Here is a 24,957-nt window from a genome sequence, read left to right as displayed (position 1 = left end):
CTTGCCATCTCATCATTGGGTTTTCAAAGCAGCATCGAAGGCCACAAAAGAACTGGAAAAGTTGATTTTCTTGACATATGCACAGCTTTCCGTTGCTCCGAAAATCCTGTCCATACCCGAGTCTTCCCATTCCACCGACAATGGACCGGAATATCCTGCGCGGTTGAGTTCCCGGATGATTCCGTCGAAATCGACATTTCCATGCCCAACTGACACAAAGTCCCAGCTTCGCCTTGTATCCCCGAAAGGAAGGAATGAACCTAAAATCCCTCCACGGCTAGTACGGTTCATCTTCACATCCTTCATATGGACGTGGTAGATTCGGTTGGCAAAATCCCGGACAAACCCTACCTCATCAACTCCCTGCCACACCAAATGGCTGGGGTCGAAATTGAGGCCCAACGTCGTTCGGTAGTTGAAAAGTTCCAGCAACCGCTGGGTGGTGTACCAATCGAAGGCTATCTCCGTGGGATGGACTTCCAGGGCAAACCGCACGCCGCAAGCATCAAACACATCGAAAATGGGAGTCCACACATCATACACAAGCTGAAAACCTTCTTCAATCATTGCCTCGCTGGTTTGCGGATAGGAGTACCACCGAGCCCAAATGGGAGAACCGGTGAATCCATTCACCACCGAGACGCCGAACTTTTGGGCTGCCCGGGCGGTATCCTTCATCTCCTCAACAGCCCAAGCCCTGATAGCTTCAGGTTTTCCTGCCAAATGGGAGGGTGCAAACCCATCCAGTCGCTCATCCCAGACATCACAGACGCATTGACCGGTCAAATGGGCGCTGATCGCCCGGCAAACCAGGCCGTACCGATTCAATGTCTCGTGCACCATCGGAAGGTAGGAAGGGTCATGCAGGGCTTTCTGCACATTGAAATGAGCATGGGTGGCAAGTTCAAGTCCATCGTAGCCCATCTCTTTTGCAAGACGACAGAGGTCCTCCAAAGCCAAATCCCCGAACTGGCCTGAAGCCAGGGTAACCAAACGACTCATATACATGCCCTCCTTATGAAAATCGTACACATTCACCGGTTTCACTGCTCTTGTAGATGGCATCGGTAATCTGCATGAGAATCAAAGCCTCCTCAGGTGTATTCATCGGCTTTTTCCCTTCCGTTATGCTCTGGACAAAATTTGCGGCGTTGGCCACCCTGCCCATCGTCTCATCCTTTTGAACCAGGATCTCACGATTCACCTGATTTCCATACTCCTCTGTATAGAGCATGGCAGTGTCACAACTGGTTTCATCCACGCCATCGATACCGAACAGGCGTTCCACCTTGCCTCCGGCCCTGCTCCCTTGGAAGGTGACAGAAACCACCTCCCGCTCATTCATTTCAGCCCAGGAGTTGCGGATCATCAGGCACTGTCCGTCCTTGAAGGTCACCATGGCATGGCAGGCCGTCTCAACATTCGTTTTACCATTGCCGTCGGCAATGCCCCAAGGTCCCTTGAAAGAAGGATTTCCCATGAAATCATCAAAGGTGACGCCAAGAACGGCCTTCGGCTGGGGATATCCCATGAACGAGAGGGCCAGATCGATCATATGCAACAAGTCGATAACCGGACCTCCACCCGCTAGTTCCTTGTCGGTGAACCAACCTCCGAAACCGGGGATTCCGGCTCTGCGTATCCAAGTAGCCTGAGCCGAATTGATGCGTCCTACCTGCCCGTTTTCAATATAGCGGTAGATGGCCTGACTTTCGGGCCGGCAGCGGTTGTTGAAGCCGAACATCAACTGCTTGTTTGCTCTTTTCGCAGCTTCATACATCGCAAGCATCTCCTCGGCATTCCGGGCCGGTGGTTTTTCACAATACACATGCTTGCCCGCCTCGAGGGCTTGGATGGTAAGCGGTGCATGGAACTTGTTCGGTGTTACAATGGATACTGCATCGAGTATTGGGAGCTGAGCAAGCATTGTCTCCAAACTTGGATAGGTACGCGCTATCCCCCACTGCTATGCAAATTGTCCGGCACGTTCGGCATTTGAATCGGCAACCGCAGCTACAGTGGCTCCTGCCTTCTGAAAACCCTTTACATGGTAGGCTGCCATGCCACCGGCTCCAACTATCCCAATATTCATGGTGCTTCTCCTATTTGCCCTTTTTATTGCTCTGTGCAAGCACTGCAACAATGATGATGACGCCCGTAACCAAACCATTGAGGAATGGGGGCACATTGGCCATGATCAAGACTGTATTGATGATCCTGAGCATCAGGACTCCGAGGAAGGTGCCGATGATCTTGCCCCTTCCCCCATCCATGCTGGTTCCTCCGATGGCAACGGCTGCGATGGCATCCATCTCATACCCCATACCTGCGCTCGCCGCCTGAATGGAGGTCAGCCTGCTGGCAAGCAGGAAAGCCGCCAAGCCATAGAGCATGCCTGCATAGGTGAAAATGAGGGTTTTTACCCGATTCACATTGATGCCGCTGAGGCGTGCGGCCTGTTGGTTCGAACCGACCGCATATACATACGTGCCGAACTTGGTCTTGGACATGAGAAGTCCGGTAAGCACGGTGATAAAAATCAGGAACAACATCAGATGGGGAATCGAGAGAATACGACCTGCTGCGATGGCACGGAAGGGAGCATACATGTCCTTGTCGACGGTAAATGGGCCACCCTGCCCCATCTGGTTGATCACACTACGCCAGGCGCTCATGGTGGCGAGGGTGACGATGAACGGGGCGATTCGCCCCTTGGTCACCAACAAGCCGTTGATGAGCCCCCCCAGGATTCCGGCTCCCAGGCAGAACAGGAACGCCAGAGGAATGGAATGGGTGGAGTTGAGGACCATCACACCAAAGCCGCTGATCAGGGCGACCGTCGAGCCGACCGACAAATCAATCATTCCGGCTGAGATGATCAGGCTCATGCCCATGGCGCAGATTCCCACGATGGCCCCTTGTACGAACTGGTTGGTGATGTTGTTCCATGTCAGGAACGAGGGGCTGACAATGACCGCCACCAACAACAGCAGAATAAAACTCAACCAATGGCTGTAATTTCCACTGATATTCCTCCAGGTATCCCTCACCTGATTTTTTGATAGCGTCAAACCTTTCAATTGAGCACCTCCCCTCTTGTTCCGGTCGAATATTCCATGATGGCAACCTCGGAAATCTCGTCACGGGACAGCACTGCAGCTGGTTTTCCTTTGTAGAGAACAAGGCAGCGGTCTGCAAGCTGATGAATTTCCGGATATTCACTGGTGAAGACAATCACACCCTTGCCTTGGGCGGCCAACTCAACGATGAGCTTATAGATGGAGAACTTCGCCCCGACATCAATACCTTGGGTTGGATTGTCCATGATGTACACATCGGCATCGAGTTCCAACCACCGGCTGAGAATGACCTTCTGTTGGTTTCCCCCCGACAGGGAGGTGATGACATCCAAATCACTGCCCACTTTTATCCCCAAGCGCTTCTGACTTGCATCGAAACGCTGCTTCTCTTCATTCTTGTTGACAAGCAAACCCGTATGTTTTGAAACAAAGTAAGCAAGGGAATTATTATTCCTGATACTTAAGTCCGGCAAAATTCCTCGTTCTTTGCGGTTTCGGGGAACCATTGCGATACCCCGTTTCATCACAGCCTTGATATCATGCATCGCAAGCGGACCGCTTTGGGTCTCCAGCGTACCGCCTGTCAGCATCGTTGCTCCAAACAACGAAGTGGCAAGCTCATCGGTTCCCGAGCCTTGCAGCCCGGTACATACCAGAATCTCTCCACGATGAAGCTCAAATGCGACATTGCTGAAACTGCGGCCGGATAAATTTGCAGCCTTGAGCACCACCTCTTTTGTGAGAGCGGCCTTGATGCCATCCTTTATATGAGCCTGTACAAAGCTCTTTCCAATGAGCAGCTCAGTGGCCTGATGCTCATCAATATCCCTAATATAACCACTTTTTATGAACAAGCCGTCACGCAGGACAGTGTATCGATCGCAGATGCGAAAGATTTCCGGCATTTTGTGTGAGATATAGATGAAGGAGACTCCTTCATCCTTGAGCCGCTCCATGATGGAGAACAGCTTCTCGATCTCCTGGTTGTTCAAGGCGGTTGTGGGCTCGTCCATGATGATGAGCTCACTGGAAAACAACAACGCCCTGGCAATTTCAACCATCTGCTTTTGAGCGGTATCGAGTTCGGCAACGATTGTATGGGCATCGATGCCGCTGTTCATGGAATCGAGCACCTTCTGGGCCTGTTCCATCTCCCGCTTCTTATCAACCATCCACCCCTGCTTGGTGAACTCCTCACCAAGGAACATATTCTGGAAGACCGTCAAGTCATTGCACAGATTCAGCTCCTGGTGGATGAAGCGAATCTTCAGTTGAGCAGCTTTTTTAGGCGTCATGCCCTCGATGATGTTCCCATCGATCTCAATCGTTCCTGCATCCGGACCAAACGTTCCGGCCAGGATGTTCATCAATGTCGTTTTTCCCGCCCCGTTCTCACCAAGCAGGCCATGGATCTCCTTGCTGCCCACAGAGAAGGAGACATCCTTCAGGGCCTGTACCGCTCCAAACGACTTTGATATGTTCTTCATCTCAAGGATCATAACAGTCTCCCTACCTATACAAGAGATGCCCAGAGGAGGCCGAAAATCCAGCCTCCAGAGGGCACATGTTCTGAAAAACCCAACCCTTACAGGCTATAGCGTACTTTGTAGAGTTCGCTCTGCATATAGGTCTTGTAGTTGGTCTTGTCGATCATCTCGGTGGGAACCTTGTAGTTCTTCTCAAGCTTCTCGCCCTGCAGCACTTTCAGGCCAAGGTCGATGGCATCACGAACCATGGACGGGGAGAAGGTGTAGGTCATGAAATCAATGCCGCTCAAACCTGAATTCTCAAAGAGATTCATGAATCCTTCACCGGCGGAGACGCCGTTGATCAGGCGGATGTTGATCTTTGCACTTCCGTGATAGTTCTTCAGAGCCTCAACGATACCGAATACAATCTCATCGTCATGGGTCCAGATTGCCTTGATGGATTCAATCTCGGCCTTGCTCTTGGTGTTCAGGAAGTTTTCCATCTGCTCCATTGCAGTCTGCTGGCTCCAGTTGGTTACAAAGGACTGCACCAGATTGAAGTTGGGACTTGCTGTGGAGAGGAAGCCGTTGGTGCGTTCCATCGGAACGGTCGAACTGTCACCCTTGAACTCAAGATAGTTGACCTTGCCCTTAGCCAGGTCTTCCTTGAAATACTCATTGAAATAACGTCCTGCACCTTCGCCGATGGCTACGTTGTCACCGCTGATCTCGGCATCGGGAGTGAGGCCGGGAATGAAACGGTCGTAGACGATCAAGGGAACGCCGCTGTCCATCACCGACTGTGCTACGCTGCGCAGCTCATCACCGTTGACCGGCCAGAGCACCATTACATCGGGCTTCATGCCGAGGATGGTTTCAACAGCATTGCTTTGCTCGCTGCTTTCTGCTGCCGTCATGAAACGGTAGTCAAAACCATACTGTGCAGACAGTGCCTTGACCTGTGCCTCGCAATGGCGGATGGACTCTGCTGTGAACCCATGGTCAGCGCTGGGTGTTACTACTCCCATCAACTGCTTTTTTGCACCAGCTTCCTTGGAGCCCTGTGCAAACACAACGCTGGTTGCCACCAGCAGGACAAGAAGGATTACCAATACCTTTTTCATTACAAACCTCCTACAGGCTCATGTTCTTCGATGCCTGTGTAGTATTTAGTATATATATTTCAGAAAATCTGTCAACTTTTTTCGTAATTTTATAAACTTTCCAACGTTTTAGGCAATTTACATCGGAATATCAGAAATATATTTCATATTTTGAAAATTTTTCATGATTTTACATTTTTTACTTGCTTGCTTGCAGATCTGCTTCTATAGTGGAATCAGAGGTATACCCATGGCACCTGCATCCAAGAAAATCACCTACTCGGCTATCTCCGAACTCTCCGGCATCTCGATTGCAACCATCAGCAGAGTCATCAACAACAACCCCAATGTACGCGAGGACACACGCAGGACGGTCTTGGATGCGATGAAAGCTCTTGGTTTTGATACCTCGAGCCTTGAGGCGTTAGGCTCGAAATCAAACGACCTGATCATCTTCAACATCCCCAGCCTGGACAATCCATTCTACAGCCTCATCATCCAAGGGGCGAAGGCAGCCGCCCGGCGCAACGGATACAACATGTTGGTCAACGAGGATTCCATCGATGAAAAATCCTATGACACTTTTACAGATTTGCTGAAAAAAACCAATGCAGCCGGCCTGATCACCACCAACTGCATCAACCGTTCAACCCTGCTTAAGCTCAACGCATTCATTCCGCTGGTGCAATGTTGTGAATGCATCAGCAGTGTGGACATCCCCTTTGTCACCATCGACGATGTCTCGGCAGCCCGCAACGCCGTCGAGTACCTCATCTCCCTTGGGAGAAAGCGGATCGCGTTCATCAACGGACCCTTGGAGTACAAGTATGCCCAGGACAGGCTCAAGGGATACCTGCAGGCCCTTGAGCAGGCATCCATCAAGAAGGATCCGGAGATCATCATCCAGCTGCAGGAGATCAGCTATGACATGGCGGTTTCGGCTGCATTTCAGCTGCTGAACTCTGACCAAAGACCCGACGCGTTCTTTGCCTCCAGTGATGTCTATGCGGCTGCTGCAATCAAGGCGGTGAGAAGATCGGGTCTGGAAGTGCCGAAGGACATCGCCATTCTCGGATTCGACAACATCGAGCTCTCCACCATGTGCACCCCCTCCATCACCACGGTCAATCAACCCAAGTTCCAACTCGGGTTGCTCAGTTGTGAAATGCTCATCAAGCGCATCAGCGGAGAACAGATTCCCATCTCCAGCATGTACATGGATACCGAGCTGATCGTTCGCGAAACTACGCAGAAACCATCATCTACCCTTTCACGGCCCCGATCATGACGCCTTTGACGAAAAAGCGCTGGAGGAAGGGATAGAGAATGATGATGGGAAGCGTGCTGGTGATGATCACCGCACTCTTGATGGAAATCGCAATCGTACTCTTATCACCCGATCCGGCTGCATCGCCGACCATGCTGGTGCCGGTTACGATGTTGCGAAGAAAGAGCATGACCGGAAACTGGCTGCTCTTGAGGTAGATGAGTCCGTGGAACCAGTCATTCCAGAAGAAGACGGCAGTGTAGAGTCCTACGGTGGCCAAGGCGGCGGTGGACAGCGGCAATATGATGCGTATCAGGATGCCTTTGTAGTCGAGCCCGTCGATGATGGCCGCCTCTTCCAGATCCATGGGAATCGATTTGAAGAAGTTGATCAGCAAAATCAGGTTGAACTGGTTGATCGCAAATGGGATCAGCATCGCCAGACGGGTGTTGGTCAGTCCAAGCGAAGAGACCAGCAGGTAGTTGGGTATCAGGCCGCCTGAGAAAAACATCGAGAAAATCACCAGGCGCATGACGACTTTCACCCCCTTGAGCCGTGTCTTGCTCAATGGATAGGCAAACAATATCATCAGCGTGAGGCTGATCGCCGTCCCGCCCAAGGTATAGATAAACGTATTGCCATACGCATTGAAGAAGTTGGGATAGGAAAAGATCTGGATGTATGCCTCGAGGTTCAGCCCTTTGGGTATGAGGAACACCTCATTGTGTATGATTGCCTTCGGACTGGAGACGGAAAGGGCGAGCATGTAGAGGAAGGGAATCAGGCAGACAGCGAGCGTGAGGGCCATCACCAGGTACACGACAAAGGAAAAGAGCAATGATGAGGGGCTTCGATAGGTCTTCATGCTAGTATATCCCCTCTCCGGTAAGTCTCTTGCTCAATGCATTGGAGGACGATACCAAAATGACTCCGATGATGCCGCTGAACAGGCCGATTGCTGTGGCATAGGAGTAGTTTTGGTTGGCGAGGCCGGTGCGGTAGACCAAGGTGTCGATGATGTCGCTGACCATGCTGTTGTCCGGGGTATAGAGCAAGAGGACCTTCTCAAAGCCGAGGGAGAGAAGCCTTCCTACGCTGATGATCAGCATCACCATGATGGTGGGCATGATGGAAGGGATGGTGACATAGAAAATCTGCTGGGTGCGGCTGGCACCGTCGATGGTGGCGGCTTCATACAACTCGGCAGGGATCGCCGTAATGGCGGCAAGATAGATGATCGCCGTCCAGCCGGTATACTGCCAAGTGTCCACCAGAATGTAGATGATCCGGAAAAAACGTGCCTCATTCATGAAGTAGAGAGCTTCCTTGCCGAACAATTGCTGGCGCAACTGGTTTATGATGCCGCTGGAAGGTGAAAGCAATTCCCCAAGAATGGCGATTACGACCACCGTTGAGATAAACCGGGGCATATAGGAGACGGTCTGCACCACCTTCTTGAATGCAAGCAGATGCACCTCGTTGAGCAGGATGGCGAAGAGGATGGGAATGGGAAAGTTCACCACCAGATTCAAGATGCTGAGGATCAAGGTATTGCGAAAGGCCCGCCAGAAGGCCGGGTCCGACCAAAACCGCGAGAAGTAGGTCAAACCCACCCACTCGGTTCCGAACGGACCCATCCCCGGACGATATCGTCGGAAGGCCAGGACGCTGCCAAGCATGGGAACATACTTGAACACCAGGAAATAGAGCAAGGGAAGTACCATCATGGCATAGAGTTGCCAATACCGTACAAAATACGACCTTCTCCTCAGCGGTTTTTCCTGTTTCATCCAGACCCCCCAAACAACCCGTTACAAATTGGCGTTGTACAATTCGGTGAACTTCTCGATGCCAAGGCTCTTCATCTCCTTGACATAGGCGTCCCAATCCTTCTCGATGCTCTTGCTGCCGGTCAGGAAAGCCGAATTCCAGCGTTCAAAGGCATCGGAGAGCGGAGTCTGCAGGGTGCCTGCTTCCTCGGCCATGCGGTCGTCAAACTTCGGCGTCGGAGGAATGGCTTGAATGACATCACCGATGGCCTCAACCTCGGCGTTGATGCGTGCATAGTTCTCATCGTACTTGGTCATCTCGCGGGCATTGACCCACACCATCTGCGTCACATCACTGCCGCAGCCGTACTTGACCTGCAGGCTCTTGTAGATGCCTTCGCTGGAGTTGCGGATCTCATCGGAGAAGACCACCTTGCCGTTCTGCATGGTGTAGGTCACCCCTTCAACACCCAGGCACCAAAGCTTGGCGTTCTCCTCGGAGAAGAACATCTCGTCCACGACTCGGACCAATTGCTCGAAATCGGGACGCTTGGCCGTTTTGATCGGGAACAGGATTCCCGACCCGGTCTTGCTCTTGGGTTGGTGGTGGGCTCCTGCAGGACCTTCGAGGGCCGGATACATTTGCAGTTTGAAACCGGGAATTGTGCTGTTTGCAGTCACCCCGCCGATCTGGTCATAGTAGGCATAGCTGGCCATGGCCTTGCCGGTGGCAAGCTTCTGGTTCCAGCGGTCGCCGTCGATGGGCTCGGCCATCTCAGGGTCGAGCAGGCCTTCGGCATAGAGCTTGCGCAGGTAGGTGATGTAGCTCTTGTACTGCTCGCTGATGGCTCCGGCGAAGTAGCGCTTGTTTGCATAGTCCCAGCTGAGGGTGTTGCTTCCACTGGAGGAATTCTTTCCCAAGCTGATGCCCCAGGAAGGCATGGTCATGCGGTACAGCACTCTCGGCCCTGCCAGGATGGTCAACGGGTAGGAAGACGGATCGTGCTGCTTGAAGACCTTGAGCACCTGATACAAATCCTCAAACGTCTTGGGAGGGGCCAGGTTGTATTTTTTCAGGAGGTCTTCACGCAAGATCAGGCCGCCGTCGTAGAACGGGACATCAAAGAGGGCGGGCAGGTAGTAGCGCTTGCCGTCCTTCAGCTTCAAGGCATCCACATCGTCCTCAAGACCGAATTCCTTGACTCGGGCATTGAAGTTCGGTGTCCAGGCCTCATAATCGCTGATGGGTACGATGGCACCGTTGAGCGACAGGGCTGCATTCTCCCCCTTGGTGGATTGATAGAGGATTACATCGGGTGCGTTGGTGCCGGTGTTGAGGGCCAATGACACCTTCGTCTGGTAATCCACGATGGGGATGACTTCAAATTCGACTTTGGCATTCACCCGTTTCTGGACTTCGGTGACTGTCAACCAATCGTGCTTGAACGGCAGTGTCGCATTGTCCGAATAGAAGGCGGAGAATGCAATCGGGCCGCCTGAGGTCTCCTTTACACCCGCCCCAAACAGCGGGAAGGAAAGTGAGACCAAAACCAAGAGAGCAACCAACAGGGTTTTCTTCATAGTGCCCCTCCTTTTTTATTGGAAACAACCGTAAAACGGTGATTTCGGACAACATCAGGTGTACACCACCTCTATAGTATATGCACCAAATCAAGCAACTAGCAACAATACTTTTTACTAAAGCTTGAAAACAAATTGAAAATATTTTTCAATCAGAGTTCCAATTTACCCATGACAACACTATGCTCTGCGCCGGTCGCGGAAATCAGGGTATTCGGCTTTCCTGCAAGCCGTCGCCAAGCCAGAAGGGCGAAGGCAACAGCCTCCTTGCTGTCGCTGTCACGTCCGAAATCCTTCCAGGTATAGACGGCGATTCCCAATTCTTTTTCCAGTGCATCCAGGATTGCAAGGTTATGACTCCCGCCTCCACCCACAACCAGGTAATCGAGGGTACCGTGATAAAACCGCTGCACGCCCCGTTTCACCGAACGGGCGATGAAGTAGGTTGCCGTGGCCAGTACATCCGAACAATTCAGCTGTCTGCTGTCTGCCTGCTTGAGAAGGCGCTGTACATACACCTTGCCGTACAACTCTCTTCCGGTGGACTTGGGCAAAGATAGGGGGAGGTAGGAATCACTGTATTCCATCCATGCAAGAAACGATGCATCGACGGTTCCTCTTTGTGCCCAGGCTCCCCCCTCATCATAGCGAAGTGAGTTGTGGCTGTAGTGAAAAACCAGTGCATCGATGACCATGTTCCCCACTCCTGTATCAAAAGCGAGCACCTCTTCAGGTTTGCAGTTCGCCGGCAATATGGTGATATTCCCGATTCCTCCGATGTTCAACAGGGCGATGGACTTGTCGGGCTGCCTGAAGAGCAGGTATTCGGTATAGGGAACCAAAGGGGCTCCCTGCCCCCCTGCGGCAAGGTCGCGGCTTCGAAAATCACTGACCACCGGACACCTGAAAGACTCAGCGAGGAAACTGCTTTGACCCAGTTGCAGCGTCGAGCGTATGCTTTGCCCCAAGTATTCAGTACTTTGAGGCACGTGGTAGAAGGTGTGCCCGTGCGAACCGATCAGACAGATGTCCCGAGTCTCCACCCCGGCTTTCTCACAGACCTTGCGTGCCGCTTCCACAAAGAGGCGGCCGAGCAGGGCATCCATCAGGCACAGCTCCCGGCTCCCTCCCTCATCGCCTTGGGCGAGGGCCAGCAGGCGCGAGCGCACTTCCTCCCTATAGGGGCAGGAGACGAAAGCAAGTTCCTCAAGATCGACAGCCTCCCCTTCCCCCTCAATGCGCACCAATGCGGCGTCGATGCCGTCCGCACTGGTCCCGCTCATAAGGCCGATGACCAGGCTCATGTCCTCGCTCCCAAAAAGTCTTTATAGATGCCCGGTGTCGAACCTTCAATCATGGTTGCTCCGACACATTTCTCGTAGAAAGCGGCAGGTCCCACCCCGCCGATGACGGCATAGGCATACCCTTCATCGGCCATTGCCTTCAGGGAACGCAGCAACAAGGCTTTGCCGATGCCCATTCCCTGCATGTCATCAAGCACCCTGGTAGGACCGAAAAAGTCCAGAGCGGTTGCATGATAACAGGCATATCCGAGAATCCGTCTCTCCTTCACAGCAAGAAACAGGGAGATGGGATGGCGTGCAAAGCACACATCCGCCTCCCCTTGGGCGCTGATGGAGGAGTGTTCGCCTATCCAGGAGAGGACCCGGACTTTATCAGGGGCCATCGCCCTCTGGATTGTTATCCCCTGCTCCTCCAGCTTTGCCAGCAAAGGGCTGCTGGATGGCAGGTCATAGAGTCTGACCAACATATCAGGCATGCTTACCTCCTAAAGAAACGCTGAGTCTTCCCTGTGGCACCCATTTCTCTCTCAACATCTCAGCGAGTGCAAGAAACACAGGTTTGGTATAGGCATACGCGGCGATGCTGCGAATGTGTCCATCCAAGAGGGCCAAGTCGTACGGGTTGCGCAAGGCGATGCAGAGTACGGGCTTTTTCGCAGCCAATGCATTCACCAATTGAATCTGACCGGTATGGAGATGCCCGTTGTAGGTTGCACAGACCACCGATGAGGCTTTGTCCACCTGCGCTGTTATTGCTTCAATCTCCCCGCTTTCGGGGTTGTTGCCGGTCACAATCGAGGACCCTCCCAACAGGAGGGCCATTTGGGGTGCGAACACCAACGCATCCTCATCACTGGAGACATTGGTCGCCCGGAAACATCGGGGCCCGACAAAGCAGGGGTTCTCTCCCAATTCGAAGGGTGCATCCTGCACCAAGGTCAGGCTCTGCTGGTGCAGCTTGCGGTTCATTGCTTGGTGTTCCGGGCAATTGACCACGGACAAAGGCTGTCTCTCCTGCTGCTCCAGCATATCTTTGGCCAAAAGAATAGTCTGTGTCGATCGCATCAGTTCCTCTTCACTCAACAGTCCAGCATCCAAGGCGGCTTCCACCGCCTCGACAGCCTCACAGCCCAGGGCAACCCGGTGGCTGATGCATACCAGGTCAACGCCTGCCTTGAGGGCGGCAACCGCCCCCTTTACGGTCCCGTAGTGCTTTGCGATTGCATCCATCTCCATGCAATCGCTGAATATCAGGCCTTTGAAACCCAACTCTGAACGCAGCAGTCCGGTGATGATGCTGCGGCTCATGGTGGCGGGCAGATCAGCCTGTTCAAGGTGGGGAAACAGGATGTGGCTGGTCATGATCCCCATCACCCCGTCATGCACCGCGTGCTTGAACGGGGCGAGGTGCATCTCCAGCTCTTCCTTGGTGCCTTCTACGACAGGAAGGGCCACATGACTGTCAAGGTGTGTATCCCCATGGCCCGGGAAGTGTTTGGCTACAGCCATCACGCCTGCACTCTGCAATCCTTCAATCATGGAAAGCCCGAACGAGGACACCACCTCGCTGTCGTCGCCATAACTTCTCACTCCGATCACCGGATTATCAGGATTGCTGTTCACATCCAGGCAGGGGGCGAAGTCCACATTCACTCCAAGCGCCCTGAGTTCTCTTGCGGTAATCTGTCCAGCTTCAAAAGCAGACTGAGTCGCTTTCGTTGCTGCGATGGCCATCGCAGAGGGAACATTGGTACAATCGCCCGAGAGCCTGGTTACCATGCCACCCTCTTGATCTATCGTAATGAGAGCCGGGCGGCCGCACTCCTGCTTGACCAGCTTCTGAATATCCTGGCAAAGCTGGAACAACTGAGCCTTGCTTGCAATATTGCGGGCAAACAGGATGACATTGCCTATCTTGTAACGCCTCACAGCCTCAAGGAAGGTTTCATCCATCTCCAATCCGTCGAACCCGCAGACAAAATGCTGGCCGATCATGATCCGTCTCTCACTTCCCATATCGTTCAAATCTCCTCTTCTCTTTCATGAATGCTTGCGACTCCTCCTCTGCTTTCTGCAACGTGTGGCCAAGCTTGTCGGCGGACAGCTCTTCAGGTCCGAAGCCCGCAAGCTTGGAAAAATGTGCAGTGAAGGAGAGCCGGTCGGGATATAGATGATGCACCGTCGCGAGCACCTTGAGGCATGTACTGAACGGACGCAAAGCATGGTAATCAAGAATGTGGGCGTACAAGCCGTGACAGAGCGCCCCCTGATGCTTGCCCCGGGATGGGACGAAGGAGACAGGCGTGAAGACGACTCCCTGCAAACCCAGCCTGCCGACCTCGTCGGATAAGCGGTAGGGATCGATGAAGGGGGCTCCGAAGAGTTCGAAGGGTGCACTGGTTCCCCTTCCCTCGCTGAGGTTGGTCCCCTCCAGCAGACAAAAGCCGGCGTAGAGGAACACGCCCCCAAGGTGTGCAAGGGCGGGACTGGTCATGACCCATGGCCGTCCGGTATCGTGCCAAAGGTCGCTTCGTCTATAGCCCGAAAGCTCGACAATCCCAAGCTCGCCGCATAGGCCGTACTGGTGCTGCATCCAAAACGCAAGTTCTCCCATGGTCAGAGCGTAGCGCACGGGTAGTCCGCTCGGACCGACAAAGCTTTCATAGCTTGGACTGAGGATCGCTCCCTCCACCACCAATCCCCCGAGGGGGTTTGGTCGGTCGAGCACGATCAGGGGCTTGCCAAGCTGAAGCAACTGCTTCAGCGTAGCTATGTAGGTGTAGAACCGAAGTCCTACATCCTGAATATCAAACAGCAGGCAATCGATGTCTTGGAAAACCGATGGATCGACCGGTTTGCCTCCGTTGCTGTAGAGGCTGTGCACAACCAAGCCTGTTTCAGCATCCCGTTGGTCCTCAACATCCTTTCCATCTGCAATGAAGGACCCCATGCCATGCTCGGGGGCAAAGAGGTCGGTAATGTTCAGGTGTTTGCATAAAAAGGACTTCGAGGACTGGAATGTTGAGGAAAAGCTTGCAGCATTAGTCACCAGGCCGAATCGTTTCCTGTCCAGGTGCCTTTTCGAGAGCGTTTCCAAAGCCCTGTCCAAGCCGAATTCCATACAGGTTTTCCCCCCTCCAGTCATCCTAGAACACAACACCCGGTAGAGCAAGCACTTCTCCTGCTGAAAAAAACAACGTTGCCCTCTGGCAAAGGCAACGTCGAAAAATGGGAATTACTGTGTGTGTTTGGAGTGTTACAGAAGGTTCTCTATGGCCTTTGCCACCTTGCCAAGGTCGTAAGAGGGTTCGAAGCGCTGGACTACTTCGCCATTGCGGTCAATGAGGAACTTGGTAAAGTTCCACTTGATCTCACTGCTCTTCTCATACTCTGGATCGGCTTTGCGCAGGATTCCATCAAGAATGGGTGCGATCTTGTGGCTCATATCGAAGCCCGCGAATCCCTTCTTGCTCTTCAGGTACTTGTACAACGGGATTGCACCTTCGCCGTTGACATCCACCTTTCCGAACTGGGGAAACTGGGTTCCAAACTTGAGCTTGCAGATTTCGTGGATCTCCTCAATCGACTCAGGAGCCTGTCCATCGAACTGGTTGCAGGGGAAGTCCAAGATCTCAAAACCCTTCTCCCTGTATGCTTCATATAATTTCTCAAGCTCAGTGTATTCGGGAGTGAACCCGCACTGAGTTGCAGTATTTACAATCAGGAGCACCTTGCCCTTATAGGTGGAAAGGTTTACTTCCTCCCCTTTTCTTCCGTGTACGGTGTAGTCATATACGCTCATGTGCTCCTCCTGTTATATCGTTCACTATTTTATTTTTCACAACTTATATTCCAATACTACCCACAACACGATAATTTGTCAAGTGATTTAGTATGAATTTTCCACAACGACAGATACCTGCCTATTCGGTGCAAGAAAACTGTACAAGATGGTATCGAAATGCCCGATACCACCGTATTCCTGCTTTACCATTTCCTCTCACATAACAGAGGGAAATTGTCCAAACGGGCATTTCATGCTCTATCACAAACCCAGGTTGACACGATCGAGCAGCTCTACGCCCGACTCTTTGTTGAATACCTGTTCACAACAAAGCCTTCACCTTCTCTTCGACTTCCGTCATGAAGGTTGTAGGCTCAAAGCGCTCAACCACCTCACCGCTCCTGTCGATGAGAAACTTGGTGAAGTTCCATTTGATCGAGCTGTCCTTCTCGTACTCGGGATCGGAAGCACGCATTCGCTCGTTCAGACGGGCACTACTGGCGTGCAGGGGGTTGAAGCCTGCAAAGCCCTTCTTGGATTTGAGGAACGTATACAGCGGGTGTTCGTGTTCGCCATTCACTTCCAGCTTTGCAAAACGCTTGAAGGTGGTGCCAAAGTTCAGGGTGCAGAACTGGTTGATCTCCTCGATCGTTCCTGGAGCCTGCTCCTTGAACTGGTTGCAAGGGAAGTCGAGAATCTCAAGTCCCTTGTCCTTGTACCGCCTGTAGAGCTTTTCAAGTTCATCATACTGGGGTGTAAAGCCGCAGTGTGTTGCCGTATTGACAATCAACAGAACTTTGCCGGCAAATTCGGACAGTTTGACGGGCTTCCCATCCATTGCCGAAACCTCGATATCATATAGATGCATGGTTGATCTCCTCATAGATAAAGCATCCTGCCTTTTGAGGCAGGATGCAAGTCCTTAATGGCTGGAACTGATGGTAAAAGAGAGTCGGTAGACTCCGCTGCGAACGCGGTACCGCTCCAGGGTATCAGGTCCGCAGGTTGCGGTTCCCACCCCGCGGACAGCCGCATCCAGGTACAGATGGTTCACAGGGCTTCTTTGCAGCTCATCGGCATGCCGTTTCTCCCAGAGCTCCGAAAGCGAATACTTGTGCAGCGCAAAAGAGAACTCATCGTGGCTCTTGAAGTGTACCCCCCCGGTATCTCCATCATAGATGTCCAGGCGGCTGACCTGCGTCCTCACTCCGTGGTCCTGCGGAACAATATACGGCACATACAGTTCATCGATCGTGGCATGGTAGTCGCCGATTGCAGAGCCTTCGCAGCGGTCGGGATAGTTCTCCTCGGGCCCCCTGCCGAAATACCGTACAGCGGACCAGCTCGTATCGAGGTCGCACTTCAGCCCAACCCTCGGGTACTCCCCGATTGCATCGCTGAGGAAGATGGTGCAGCGGTAATAGAGCTCGTCGGAGGAGAACACCCAGTGCTGCTCGAACGTTCCCAGATCAAGCCCTGCTGGATTCTCGATTCGATGGCGGCTGCACAGCCGCCCATTCTCCATATGCACATCCAAAAGCACCAACGATGTCTTGTCCAGTTCGTTCACCAGCCACTGGCCGAAAGCCTTGTTGTCGTGGTAGAAGGCGTACTCGGGCAGGTCCTTGTTGCCCTGCAGTGTCTTGAGCCCGTCGTTCTCGGTAGGACAGCGGAAAAGGCTTATGCAAAGAGGTGATGATAAAAGCTCCCTCTGGCCGACAAACTTGAGGCTCGAAAGAAGTCCTTCGGCATTGATCGAAGCCTCATAAGCGCTTGTCTCCAAGCGATAGCTGCCGTTCTCCTGTTTCTGTAGATACGCCTCGGCGGCGGGGAAGGCACGCTTGATCGGAGGGGAGAGCTCAAACTGGTCCCAAGCCACGAGGTGTCCGCACTCAGCCCAGCAGGTGTCCTGTTTCAGACAGCACTCGAACAGTACAAAGGCTTGACCGGCACCCAGCAAAGCTTTGGCTTCGGCGGTGGCAAGGATTTCCAGCTGGAATTGCCAGCTTCGGCCCGCCTCGAGTACGGGAAGCTCAATCTCTCCTTCCAGCCGTCCTGCTTCAGACTCGCTGAACAGCTTGTATCGAAGCTGCAGATTCTCTGTGGTCGTGAAATCCAATTCACTTTGCAGGGTGAACCTGCCGCTTGCAGGATGCTCGCTTGTGATGTGGATCGGCTGTTGCACCTTCAGGCACTCCGCCATGGCGGGTTTAGTCGTTCGGTCTGGAAGCACCAACCCGTTGAGGCAGAAGTCATAATCGGTGGGTTGGTCGCCGAAATCGCCGCCGTACCGCCAGGCCCTGCCCCCTTCCTTGTCGGCTGCCAGATGCGCATTCGGGCCCACCGGCCTGCCCTGTTCATCGACCAGGATTCCTTGGTCGACCCAGTCCCAGATGAAACCACCCTGAATGCCGCGGGAGCTGCGGATGGTCTTCCAGTAATCGGAAAGACTGCCGTTCGAGTTGCCCATTGCATGGCTGTATTCACACATGATCAGGGGCCGGTCGTCGTCACTGCTTTCGGTATTGTGATCCCAAGCTTCGATAAGGGAGATGGGCGGATACATCGGAGCGATGATATCGGTGGCAAAACGACCCCTCTTGAGGCTGTCCAAGGTATGCGGTCCTTGGCCCCACTCGGGGCGGTTCGCCCCTTCGTAATGAATCGGACGGTTGGGGTCGTAGCGCCTGAGCCATCCGGCACAGGCGTCCTGGTTGTGACCGTAGCCTGCCTCATTGCCCAACGACCAGACAATGACCGAGGGGTGGTTGTAGTCGCGCCTGACCATCCGCTGCACTCGTTCAAGAAAGCAGGCTGCCCACATTTCATCACGGCAGATGCTGTCATAGTTCGCATGGGTCTCAATGTTGGCCTCATCCATGACATACAGGCCGTATCGGTCGCACAGTTCATACCAGAGGCTGTCATCGGGATAGTGACAGGTGCGTACAGCATTGAAGTTGTGCTGTTTCATCAGGCGGATGTCCTCCACCATGGAAGCGACCGACAACGTCTTGGCCATGTACTGATCGTGCTCGTGGCGGTTCACGCCCTTGATCAAGACCCGCTTGCCGTTGATCAGAAGCCGCCGCTTGGAAATCTCAAGGCGCCTGAAACCAATCGGAAGAGAGCGATGCTCATCACCAAGCGAGAGGCCCACATAATAGAGCGTGGGCTGCTCGCTGCTCCAAAGCAGAGGGTGCTCGACATCAAACGAGCTGACAAACCACGAATCCTGTGCTTCTACGCTCCATCTGTTGAGCAGCGTCCCTTGGGGGTCGTACAGGCTCACTTCCAGCGGTTCCTTCCGTGCTGTCGTGGATACTCGTACTTCAACCTTGGCCTTTGCAAGGCCTGCGTCCACTACGGCAGTCACCTTTACATCCTTCATCGTCACCTTGGGAACGCAGGAAAGGACAACGCTTCGATGCAAACCGCCGAACCACCACTGGTCCTGATCCTCGACATAGGAGGAGTCGCTGTAGCGTACTACGACCAAGGTGAGGGTGTTCTGACCCAAGCGTACGAAGTCGGTCAAATCGAAGCTTGAGGGAAGACGGGTATCCTTGCCCATACCGACAAAGGCGCCGTTGACATAGACTTCGAGATAGCTTTCCGCACTCCCTACTTCCAATATGGTGCTTTGCCGTTTCCACTGCTCATCGAGGGTGAAGGTGGTACGGTAGACCCCGGTCGGGTTTTTTTCCGGGACTACGGGAGGCGTATTGGCAAAGGGCATGACCACATTGGTGTAATGGGGCTTGTCATACCCTTGTACACTCCACGATCCGGGAACAAGAATCTCTTCCCAAACCAGATCGGAGTGTTCGTCGAGCACCTGCTCCTCCACCGACAAGGGAGAATCGTAGTAGCGGAAGGACCACGTGCCATCGAGGCATCGATACAGGGGATTGCTTGCAGCATCCCAATGCTCCGGGCCCTTGACGGCATAATCCAAGGCTGCTTCCCGCTTCGGGAAGGCTTTGGGAAGAGAATGCATCTGCATCCGATTCATACTGGTGATACTTGGTTGCTCCCAAGCGCGATGGGATAAAAACAGCGTGGACATACGTACTCCTATTTGACTGATCCCAACACACCTTCGACAAACCGCTTCTGCTGGGTGAAGAAGAGTATCAAGGTGGGCAGGGTCGTGATGGTTACCGAGAGCATCAGGATCCCATAGTCGGTAGTATAGCCTGCGGTAAGGCCTGTGATAAGCAGGGGCATGGTCTGACTCTCCTGGCTTTGCATGATGATCAAGGGCCACAGATAGTTGTTCCAGGCGGCCATGAAGGTGACGATGGCGGCGGCGGAGAACGTCGGGGCCATGATCGGGACAAAAATCCTGAAGAAAATTCCCAGCTCACCCAGTCCGTCCACCCGGGCGGCCTGCACTGTTTCCATAGGGAACGATTCAGCGCTTTGCCGGAAGAAAAAGATGAGGAAAGCTGTTGAGATGGTGGGAAGGATGAATCCGGCCGTCGTATCAAGCAACCTTGCCTGGCTGAACATGCGAAACAGCGGGACCATCAGGGCGGCGAAGGGGACCATCATGGAAAGCAGCAGCAAGCCCATCAGGGTGTCCTTGCCTTTGTCACGGTAGATCTGAAACCCATAGCCGGCCAGCGAGCAGACAAACAGGCTTGCCACCGTGTTGGCAAGAGCATTGCGCATAGAGTTCCAAAATGCATTGCCCAATTTGACTGTGGATGCAAGCGTCTTGAAGTTCTCGATCAGGTGGGTGCCGAAAAAAAGCCGTCCTTTGACGATATCCACGCTCAGATTGGTCGAGCCGACAATCATGAAATAGAACGGGAACACCGAGAACAGGCAAACAACACAAAGAAACACATAGGTTGCGATTGTTGCGAGGTGTTTTTGTTTCATCGCTTGTCCCCCACTTTGATCTGGATGAAGGAGAGCACCGCCACCATCACCAAAATTGCATAGGATACGGCAGCGGCATAGCCGAACTGCGGATTGTACATGAACGAGAGGTTGTAGATGTACTGGCTGATGGACAGTGTTGCAATCCCCGGTCCTCCATTGGTGATGTTGCGCACCTCGTCAAAGAGCTGCAGCGTCCCGTTCGTGGACATGATGGTGGTCAACAGGATGACCGGCTTGAGCAGCGGGATGGTTATGGAGAAAAACTGGCGTGAGGCGGAAGCTCCATCGATGCGGGCGGCTTCATAGACACTGCGGTCGATGTTTTGAAGCCCTGCAAGGTAGAATACGGTGTTGTAGCCGGTCCAACGCCAGGTAATGGTCAGGATGATGACGAATTTCGCCCAGACTGGATGGGTCAACCAGCTCATGGGACTTTGGAGGACACCAAGGCCCATGAGGGTGGTGTTTGCGATCCCGTCGATGGAAAAGAATGATTTGAAAATCATGGCCGAGGAGACCAAGCTGGTTGCGCACGGCAGGAAAATGAGAGTCCTGAATATGCCTTTGCCCTTGAGTTTGGGATCGTTGAGAATCGAGGCGAGGATTAACGCCAATGTAAGCATGACGGGAACTTGGATCACCAGATAGGTGATGACATTTCCCACCGAGGTGAGAAACATCTCGTCCTGAAAGAGGCGGGCGTAATTCTTCAGCCCGGCGAATTTCAGATTGTTTCCCCTACCCGTTTGCAATGAAAGGAGAAATGCACTGACCATCGGATAAAAATTCAGGACGAATATGAACAGTGCTGCGGGTATGACAAACAACCAGCCGTACAGGTTGATTTTTTTTGTCAGTGTTGTCTTTGCCATGATGCCTTTCCCTTCTTCGGTGCTCAATCACACAACCCCGATACCGCCAGTATACAGCGGCATCGGGGCGGATGTTAGTTGATTCCTACTCGCTCATCAAGAATTCTACGTTCTTCTGCGCCGTCGCAAGGGCTGCATCGATGTTTCCACCCTGCAAGACTTCGCTCAGGGCACGAGCAATGGCGTCACGTGCTTCATAGTTGAAGACACCGTACTTCACGTTGGGAACCTTGCTGGCATAGTTGACCAAGTCCTCGTAAATCTTCTGTCCACCGAAGAACTCGATGGGAGTGGAGTATACCGGGCTCTTTGCCGCAGGCAGCCAGGTTGCAATGGCGCCGCTTGCGGGCAGAATGGTCTCATACAAGGCTACGCTTCCGCCGAAGGTCTTTGCCAAAAAGTCGATGGCGACGTCGGCCTTCTTGGAATTGGCCATGACCATCCAGCTTGACCCACCCTGGCTGGAGTAGTTCACCGAACCGGCGATGTTTGCAAATCTGGGAGTATTGACAACAGCCCACTTGCCGCTCTGGCTCTTTTCAGCCTGGATCGATCCGCTGATCCAGCATCCATTGATTGTGGAAGCAACGGTTCCGTTGTTCAGGGTTGCAATATAGGCATTCCAGTCGGGAACGAGGATGCAAACGCCGCTTTCAACCATCTCCTTGGTGATGAGAAGGGCTTCTTTCAGAACCTTGTTGTCCTTGATGTAAGCCTTGCCCTGCTCATCGAACATCCAGGTGCCTGCACTCTGGAGCATCAACATCGGAAAGTCGGGCTCGTTGGCAACTGTTGAAATCATGGCGATACCGGTCTTCTGCTTGACGATTTTCCCAAGCTCGATGAAACGTTCCCACGTGATGTCGTTGAAGTCGCTGACCTTCAGGCCGGCCTTTTCAATGATATCTCTTCTGAGGAACGTACCGGTGGCCCCGTTGTCGAACGGTACGCCATAGTGCTTGCCGTCGACGGTCCCTACGTCCACCTTGAACTGGGCGAACTGGGTCAGATCGATTTTCCCATTGAGTGCAACAAATGCCTCAGGATAGGTAATGACGTTCTTCTGGATGGCATTGTCCTGCATCAGGATAATGTCCGGAAGGTTCGAGGTGGCTTTTGCAGACAGGCTGGTGATGAGTTTCTGCTGCAGGTCGTTCCAGGGGGTTTCCACTACGTTGATCTTCACATTGGGATGGTCGACGGCATATATTTTTGCCGCCTCATTCATTGCAAAAACGTTGAATGTCGGATCCCAGCACCAGACAGTGAGGGTTACCGGGGCATTCGGGTCGGCTGCCACTGCAGCGGTCTCAGCCTTGCCGCCTGCGAAAGCAAGAGACGAGACAACCAAAAGAAGTGCCAATACAACACACATGGTCTTTTTCATACCATTTCCTCCTTGTGTTTCTAGAACAAGTTTGCTACTTTTTCTACAAGTGCATGATAGGCTGAGCATGCGGCGCAAGGAAGGGACAGAAATACTGAAAACGCTTATTTCCACTACTTCATCAAGTACAAATGTACCGTCTCCGTTTTTGGATATGGTATACTGACTGCCATGGGAATCAAAACGGTCCTGAAAAAGGAAAATATCTTTTCATATGTCTTTGATGCATATGCAGTACTATTGCTGCTCACTGCCCTGGCCCTATTTATTTCCACATATGGACTGGACGGGGGGACGAGCGAGCGCCCCTTTGAGTTCTACCGAACCTTTTTCGTGTTTTTCCTCTTCTACGCTCTGTTCATCGTCCTGCTCTCCCATACCAGGCACCTGCTGGGAATCCTGCTGCTCTGTTTTCTGTCCGTCACCGTCCTGCTGGTTCTCGATTACTCGCTCAACGACTACCTGACCATCCGCCTGATGCTCTACCTGGCCTTCCAGAGTGTGATGATCTCCCTGATCGCCTGGCCGTTCGACCTGCCCTTCCCCGTTTTGTTTGCTTGTACCGCTCTTGCACTGCAGCTGCTGCCTCCTTTTTTGGGGGAGAACGACCTCAATCCCCTGCTGCGGTCGGCCCGAAACGAGGAGTTGATCACCTTCACGGTCATCCTTCTTGTAAGCGCCTACCTGCAGATTGCAGTCAAGCACCTGCACGCACTGCATGAGAAAGCCAAGTCCCAGATTGAGATTCTCGATGCCACCATCACCAAGCTGACCATCTTCAGCCAAAGCTTGCAGAACTATGCTAGAACGGCGGAGATGGAAGCGGCAAAGAAGGAACGGTACAGGATTTCCCGCGAGATTCATGATATCAGCGGATACATGTTCACCAACATAATCGCCATGATGGATGCCATCATCGCCACCGGCTGCCGCAACATCGACAAAACCAGCGAGATGTGCAGTGCTGCTCGCTCACAGGCCCAGGAGGGTCTGGTGGAGACGCGAAGAGCGCTGCACCTGCTGCGCAAGTCGGATTCTGAACGGGAAGTCGGCATGCGTGCCATTTACAAGATCAAGAAGATTTTTGAAAGCACCACCGGAGTGCGGGTGGAGATCGAGAGCGGCAACCTCGATGCAACATTCGGTGATGAACTGGATTTGGTTCTCTACCGCATCGTGCAGGAGGGCCTGACCAACGCCCTTCGGCACGGTCATGCAACCTGTGTGCGAATCCTCTTCTGGATTGTGGAAGAGTCGGTGCAGATGATCATTCTGGATAATGGAACCGGTGCAAAGAAGATCATCAAAGGAATAGGCTTGGCCGGTATGGAAGAACGAATCAGCAGACTCGGCGGTGTGGTGAGGGCGGAAAATGCTCCCGAAGGGGGCTTTCAGCTTACCGTAACCATTCCCCTGCAGAAGGAGCAGACCGATGATACGAATCCTCTTGGTTGATGACCAACCGCTCTTCGTGGAGAGTCTCAGGATGAGCCTTGAGAACTATACCGATGACCTTCAGGTCGTCGGCATAGCCAAGAACGGAACCTGCGCCATAGCAATGGCCTGCGACCTGGTCCCTGATGTCATTCTCATGGATGTCCATCTGCCTGATATCAGCGGGGTTGTCGCCACCAGACGTATTCTTGAGAAACAGCGCTCGATCAAGATCGTCATGCTCTCCACCTATGACGAGGATGAGTATGTTCGAGAGGCGCTGCGCATCGGTTCCTCCGGGTACTTGCTCAAGGACATCTCTCCTACCGAGCTTATCGCCGCCATCAGGGCTCTTCATTCTGGTTTGGTGCAGATTTCACCGAAGATTGCCACCAAGCTGATCAACGCCATGTATGACGGAACAAGTCCCAAGATTCCTGAAGTATCCAGCCGCTTTGAGTGGTTCGACACGCTTACCGACCGGGAGAAAGAGATTTTCGGCCTGATCGCCACCGGTTTTGACAATCAGCAGATTGCCGATCGGCTCCAATTGGCCGAGCAGACGGTAAGAAACAACATCAGTACCATCTATTCCAAGCTTGAGGTCAAGGATCGGTTTGAGATTATTCGCCTTGCAAACACAATCCAGTACCATTAGACCACAACTTCTTAGAAAATTCATATGATGTGACTCCTGTCAAGTACTGATTGCTCTATCTTTCAAAATTCGTTCATTACATTTTCTCCGGTTCAATTTTTATATTGATGTAAGGGATCCATAAACAGGCCGAATCAGTTTTTCAGCATTTGACCACTTTCATATACGTGGATTGGTTACCTACAGGCCAATGGTCCGCCTACTGCTCTTTCTGTTTAGGGGCGAGAATCACAACGGGTTGTGTCTCATAATTTTTTCGAAGGTAGCAAGATCTTGACTGTCGTCAGCCTGTTGATGCATCCCTCACACCTCCATTACTACTTTATATTTCTGTTCCTAGCGTGAGTTTACAAGTT

At 52.9% G+C, this 24,957-nt stretch carries 22 protein-coding genes; 3 read left to right on the top strand and 19 right to left on the bottom strand.

From position 1 onward, the window contains the following. Positions 1-12: 12 nt before the first annotated feature. The 6 genes from B3K89_RS01945 to B3K89_RS01920 form a co-directional block, all read right to left on the bottom strand. Entirely contained in the window at positions 13-1,002 is a 990-nt protein-coding gene (locus B3K89_RS01945) for a sugar phosphate isomerase/epimerase family protein (protein ID WP_293892705.1), read from the bottom strand. A 13-nt stretch (positions 1,003-1,015) separates the two neighbouring features. Beyond that, positions 1,016-1,957, bottom strand: coding sequence for a Gfo/Idh/MocA family protein (locus B3K89_RS01940; RefSeq protein ID WP_293892766.1), 942 nt, complete (start codon positions 1,955-1,957; stop codon positions 1,016-1,018). A gap of 9 nt (positions 1,958-1,966) precedes the next feature. Continuing rightward, the gene (locus tag B3K89_RS01935) at positions 1,967-2,092 is read right to left on the bottom strand and encodes a hypothetical protein (RefSeq protein WP_293892708.1); all 126 of its coding nucleotides are present in this window, start codon (positions 2,090-2,092) and stop codon (positions 1,967-1,969) included. A 10-nt stretch (positions 2,093-2,102) separates the two neighbouring features. Continuing rightward, the gene (locus B3K89_RS01930) at positions 2,103-3,080 is read right to left on the bottom strand and encodes an ABC transporter permease (RefSeq protein ID WP_414712335.1); all 978 of its coding nucleotides are present in this window, start codon (positions 3,078-3,080) and stop codon (positions 2,103-2,105) included. Continuing rightward, positions 3,077-4,567 (bottom strand): sugar ABC transporter ATP-binding protein, encoded by a 1,491-nt coding sequence (locus B3K89_RS01925; protein ID WP_345906995.1) that lies wholly within the window; start codon positions 4,565-4,567, stop codon positions 3,077-3,079. Before B3K89_RS01925 ends, B3K89_RS01930 begins: the two co-directional genes overlap by 4 nt. 98 nt (positions 4,568-4,665) lie before the next feature. Next, positions 4,666-5,673, bottom strand: coding sequence for a substrate-binding domain-containing protein (locus tag B3K89_RS01920; RefSeq protein WP_293892716.1), 1,008 nt, complete (start codon positions 5,671-5,673; stop codon positions 4,666-4,668). 229 nt (positions 5,674-5,902) lie between these two features. Between B3K89_RS01920 and B3K89_RS01915 the strand changes: the two genes are divergently transcribed. After that, positions 5,903-6,940, top strand: coding sequence for a LacI family DNA-binding transcriptional regulator (locus tag B3K89_RS01915; protein WP_293892718.1), 1,038 nt, complete (start codon positions 5,903-5,905; stop codon positions 6,938-6,940). Here B3K89_RS01915 and B3K89_RS01910 read toward each other — a convergent pair. From B3K89_RS01910 to B3K89_RS01850, 13 genes are all read right to left on the bottom strand, one after another. Beyond that, positions 6,915-7,784 carry a carbohydrate ABC transporter permease gene (locus B3K89_RS01910; protein WP_293892720.1) on the bottom strand — a complete coding sequence of 290 codons (870 nt, stop codon included), beginning with the start codon at positions 7,782-7,784 and terminating at the stop codon, positions 6,915-6,917. The two genes, B3K89_RS01915 and B3K89_RS01910, sit on opposite strands and share 26 nt — an antisense overlap. Before the next feature lies 1 nt (position 7,785). Continuing rightward, positions 7,786-8,709, bottom strand: coding sequence for an ABC transporter permease (locus B3K89_RS01905; protein WP_293892723.1), 924 nt, complete (start codon positions 8,707-8,709; stop codon positions 7,786-7,788). A gap of 21 nt (positions 8,710-8,730) precedes the next feature. Next, positions 8,731-10,269: an extracellular solute-binding protein gene (locus tag B3K89_RS01900; protein ID WP_293892726.1), complete on the bottom strand. Its 1,539-nt coding sequence runs from the start codon at positions 10,267-10,269 to the stop codon at positions 8,731-8,733. A gap of 152 nt (positions 10,270-10,421) precedes the next feature. Beyond that, complete coding sequence (locus B3K89_RS01895) at positions 10,422-11,573, bottom strand: anhydro-N-acetylmuramic acid kinase (protein WP_345906994.1); 1,152 nt, start codon at positions 11,571-11,573, stop codon at positions 10,422-10,424. Next, positions 11,570-12,049, bottom strand: coding sequence for a GNAT family N-acetyltransferase (locus tag B3K89_RS01890; RefSeq protein ID WP_293892732.1), 480 nt, complete (start codon positions 12,047-12,049; stop codon positions 11,570-11,572). Before B3K89_RS01890 ends, B3K89_RS01895 begins: the two co-directional genes overlap by 4 nt. Then, positions 12,042-13,589 (bottom strand): beta-N-acetylhexosaminidase, encoded by a 1,548-nt coding sequence (nagZ, locus tag B3K89_RS01885; protein WP_293892735.1) that lies wholly within the window; start codon positions 13,587-13,589, stop codon positions 12,042-12,044. The genes B3K89_RS01890 and nagZ overlap by 8 nt, the downstream gene beginning before the upstream one ends. After that, positions 13,579-14,694 carry a DUF1343 domain-containing protein gene (locus B3K89_RS01880; protein WP_293892738.1) on the bottom strand — a complete coding sequence of 372 codons (1,116 nt, stop codon included), beginning with the start codon at positions 14,692-14,694 and terminating at the stop codon, positions 13,579-13,581. The genes nagZ and B3K89_RS01880 overlap by 11 nt, the downstream gene beginning before the upstream one ends. Positions 14,695-14,829: 135 nt before the next feature. Further along, positions 14,830-15,375, bottom strand: a complete 546-nt coding sequence (locus tag B3K89_RS01875) for a glutathione peroxidase (RefSeq protein ID WP_293892741.1) — start codon at positions 15,373-15,375, stop codon at positions 14,830-14,832. A 304-nt stretch (positions 15,376-15,679) separates the two neighbouring features. Then, positions 15,680-16,225 carry a glutathione peroxidase gene (locus B3K89_RS01870; RefSeq protein ID WP_293892744.1) on the bottom strand — a complete coding sequence of 182 codons (546 nt, stop codon included), beginning with the start codon at positions 16,223-16,225 and terminating at the stop codon, positions 15,680-15,682. A gap of 54 nt (positions 16,226-16,279) precedes the next feature. After that, positions 16,280-19,426, bottom strand: coding sequence for a glycoside hydrolase family 2 TIM barrel-domain containing protein (locus B3K89_RS01865; RefSeq protein WP_293892747.1), 3,147 nt, complete (start codon positions 19,424-19,426; stop codon positions 16,280-16,282). Between the two features lie 8 nt (positions 19,427-19,434). Beyond that, a complete protein-coding gene (locus tag B3K89_RS01860; RefSeq protein ID WP_345906993.1) occupies positions 19,435-20,247 on the bottom strand; it encodes a carbohydrate ABC transporter permease in 813 nt (270 codons plus the stop codon). Beyond that, entirely contained in the window at positions 20,244-21,122 is an 879-nt protein-coding gene (locus B3K89_RS01855; RefSeq protein WP_293892752.1) for a carbohydrate ABC transporter permease, read from the bottom strand. The genes B3K89_RS01860 and B3K89_RS01855 overlap by 4 nt, the downstream gene beginning before the upstream one ends. 85 nt (positions 21,123-21,207) lie before the next feature. After that, positions 21,208-22,509 (bottom strand): ABC transporter substrate-binding protein, encoded by a 1,302-nt coding sequence (locus B3K89_RS01850; RefSeq protein WP_293892754.1) that lies wholly within the window; start codon positions 22,507-22,509, stop codon positions 21,208-21,210. A 171-nt stretch (positions 22,510-22,680) separates the two neighbouring features. Between B3K89_RS01850 and B3K89_RS01845 the strand changes: the two genes are divergently transcribed. Together B3K89_RS01845 and B3K89_RS01840 are read left to right on the top strand one after the other, a co-directional pair. Beyond that, entirely contained in the window at positions 22,681-23,964 is a 1,284-nt protein-coding gene (locus tag B3K89_RS01845; protein ID WP_298506742.1) for a sensor histidine kinase, read from the top strand. Further along, positions 23,942-24,601, top strand: a complete 660-nt coding sequence (locus tag B3K89_RS01840) for a response regulator (RefSeq protein ID WP_293892760.1) — start codon at positions 23,942-23,944, stop codon at positions 24,599-24,601. Before B3K89_RS01845 ends, B3K89_RS01840 begins: the two co-directional genes overlap by 23 nt. The last annotated feature ends 356 nt before the right edge of the window (positions 24,602-24,957 follow it).

The organism is Sphaerochaeta sp. UBA5849 (assembly GCA_002432715.1).
Taxonomy (GTDB): domain Bacteria; phylum Spirochaetota; class Spirochaetia; order Sphaerochaetales; family Sphaerochaetaceae; genus Sphaerochaeta.
Note: the sequence above shows the minus strand (reverse complement) of the source record. Positions and strands in the feature narration are given on the sequence as shown.

Coding starts and splice junctions, on each gene's coding strand:
- B3K89_RS01945 (WP_293892705.1), bottom strand. CDS start 1,002: ATGAGTCGTTTGGTTACCCTGGCTTCAGGCCAGTTCGGGGATTTGGCT.
- B3K89_RS01935 (WP_293892708.1), bottom strand. CDS start 2,092: ATGAATATTGGGATAGTTGGAGCCGGTGGCATGGCAGCCTACCATGTA.
- B3K89_RS01925 (WP_345906995.1), bottom strand. CDS start 4,567: ATGAAGAACATATCAAAGTCGTTTGGAGCGGTACAGGCCCTGAAGGAT.
- B3K89_RS01920 (WP_293892716.1), bottom strand. CDS start 5,673: ATGAAAAAGGTATTGGTAATCCTTCTTGTCCTGCTGGTGGCAACCAGC.
- B3K89_RS01915 (WP_293892718.1), top strand. CDS start 5,903: ATGGCACCTGCATCCAAGAAAATCACCTACTCGGCTATCTCCGAACTC.
- B3K89_RS01910 (WP_293892720.1), bottom strand. CDS start 7,784: ATGAAGACCTATCGAAGCCCCTCATCATTGCTCTTTTCCTTTGTCGTG.
- B3K89_RS01905 (WP_293892723.1), bottom strand. CDS start 8,709: ATGAAACAGGAAAAACCGCTGAGGAGAAGGTCGTATTTTGTACGGTAT.
- B3K89_RS01900 (WP_293892726.1), bottom strand. CDS start 10,269: ATGAAGAAAACCCTGTTGGTTGCTCTCTTGGTTTTGGTCTCACTTTCC.
- B3K89_RS01895 (WP_345906994.1), bottom strand. CDS start 11,573: ATGAGCCTGGTCATCGGCCTTATGAGCGGGACCAGTGCGGACGGCATC.
- B3K89_RS01890 (WP_293892732.1), bottom strand. CDS start 12,049: ATGCCTGATATGTTGGTCAGACTCTATGACCTGCCATCCAGCAGCCCT.
- nagZ (WP_293892735.1), bottom strand. CDS start 13,589: ATGGGAAGTGAGAGACGGATCATGATCGGCCAGCATTTTGTCTGCGGG.
- B3K89_RS01880 (WP_293892738.1), bottom strand. CDS start 14,694: ATGGAATTCGGCTTGGACAGGGCTTTGGAAACGCTCTCGAAAAGGCAC.
- B3K89_RS01875 (WP_293892741.1), bottom strand. CDS start 15,375: ATGAGCGTATATGACTACACCGTACACGGAAGAAAAGGGGAGGAAGTA.
- B3K89_RS01870 (WP_293892744.1), bottom strand. CDS start 16,225: ATGCATCTATATGATATCGAGGTTTCGGCAATGGATGGGAAGCCCGTC.
- B3K89_RS01865 (WP_293892747.1), bottom strand. CDS start 19,426: ATGTCCACGCTGTTTTTATCCCATCGCGCTTGGGAGCAACCAAGTATC.
- B3K89_RS01860 (WP_345906993.1), bottom strand. CDS start 20,247: ATGAAACAAAAACACCTCGCAACAATCGCAACCTATGTGTTTCTTTGT.
- B3K89_RS01855 (WP_293892752.1), bottom strand. CDS start 21,122: ATGGCAAAGACAACACTGACAAAAAAAATCAACCTGTACGGCTGGTTG.
- B3K89_RS01850 (WP_293892754.1), bottom strand. CDS start 22,509: ATGAAAAAGACCATGTGTGTTGTATTGGCACTTCTTTTGGTTGTCTCG.
- B3K89_RS01845 (WP_298506742.1), top strand. CDS start 22,681: ATGGGAATCAAAACGGTCCTGAAAAAGGAAAATATCTTTTCATATGTC.
- B3K89_RS01840 (WP_293892760.1), top strand. CDS start 23,942: ATGATACGAATCCTCTTGGTTGATGACCAACCGCTCTTCGTGGAGAGT.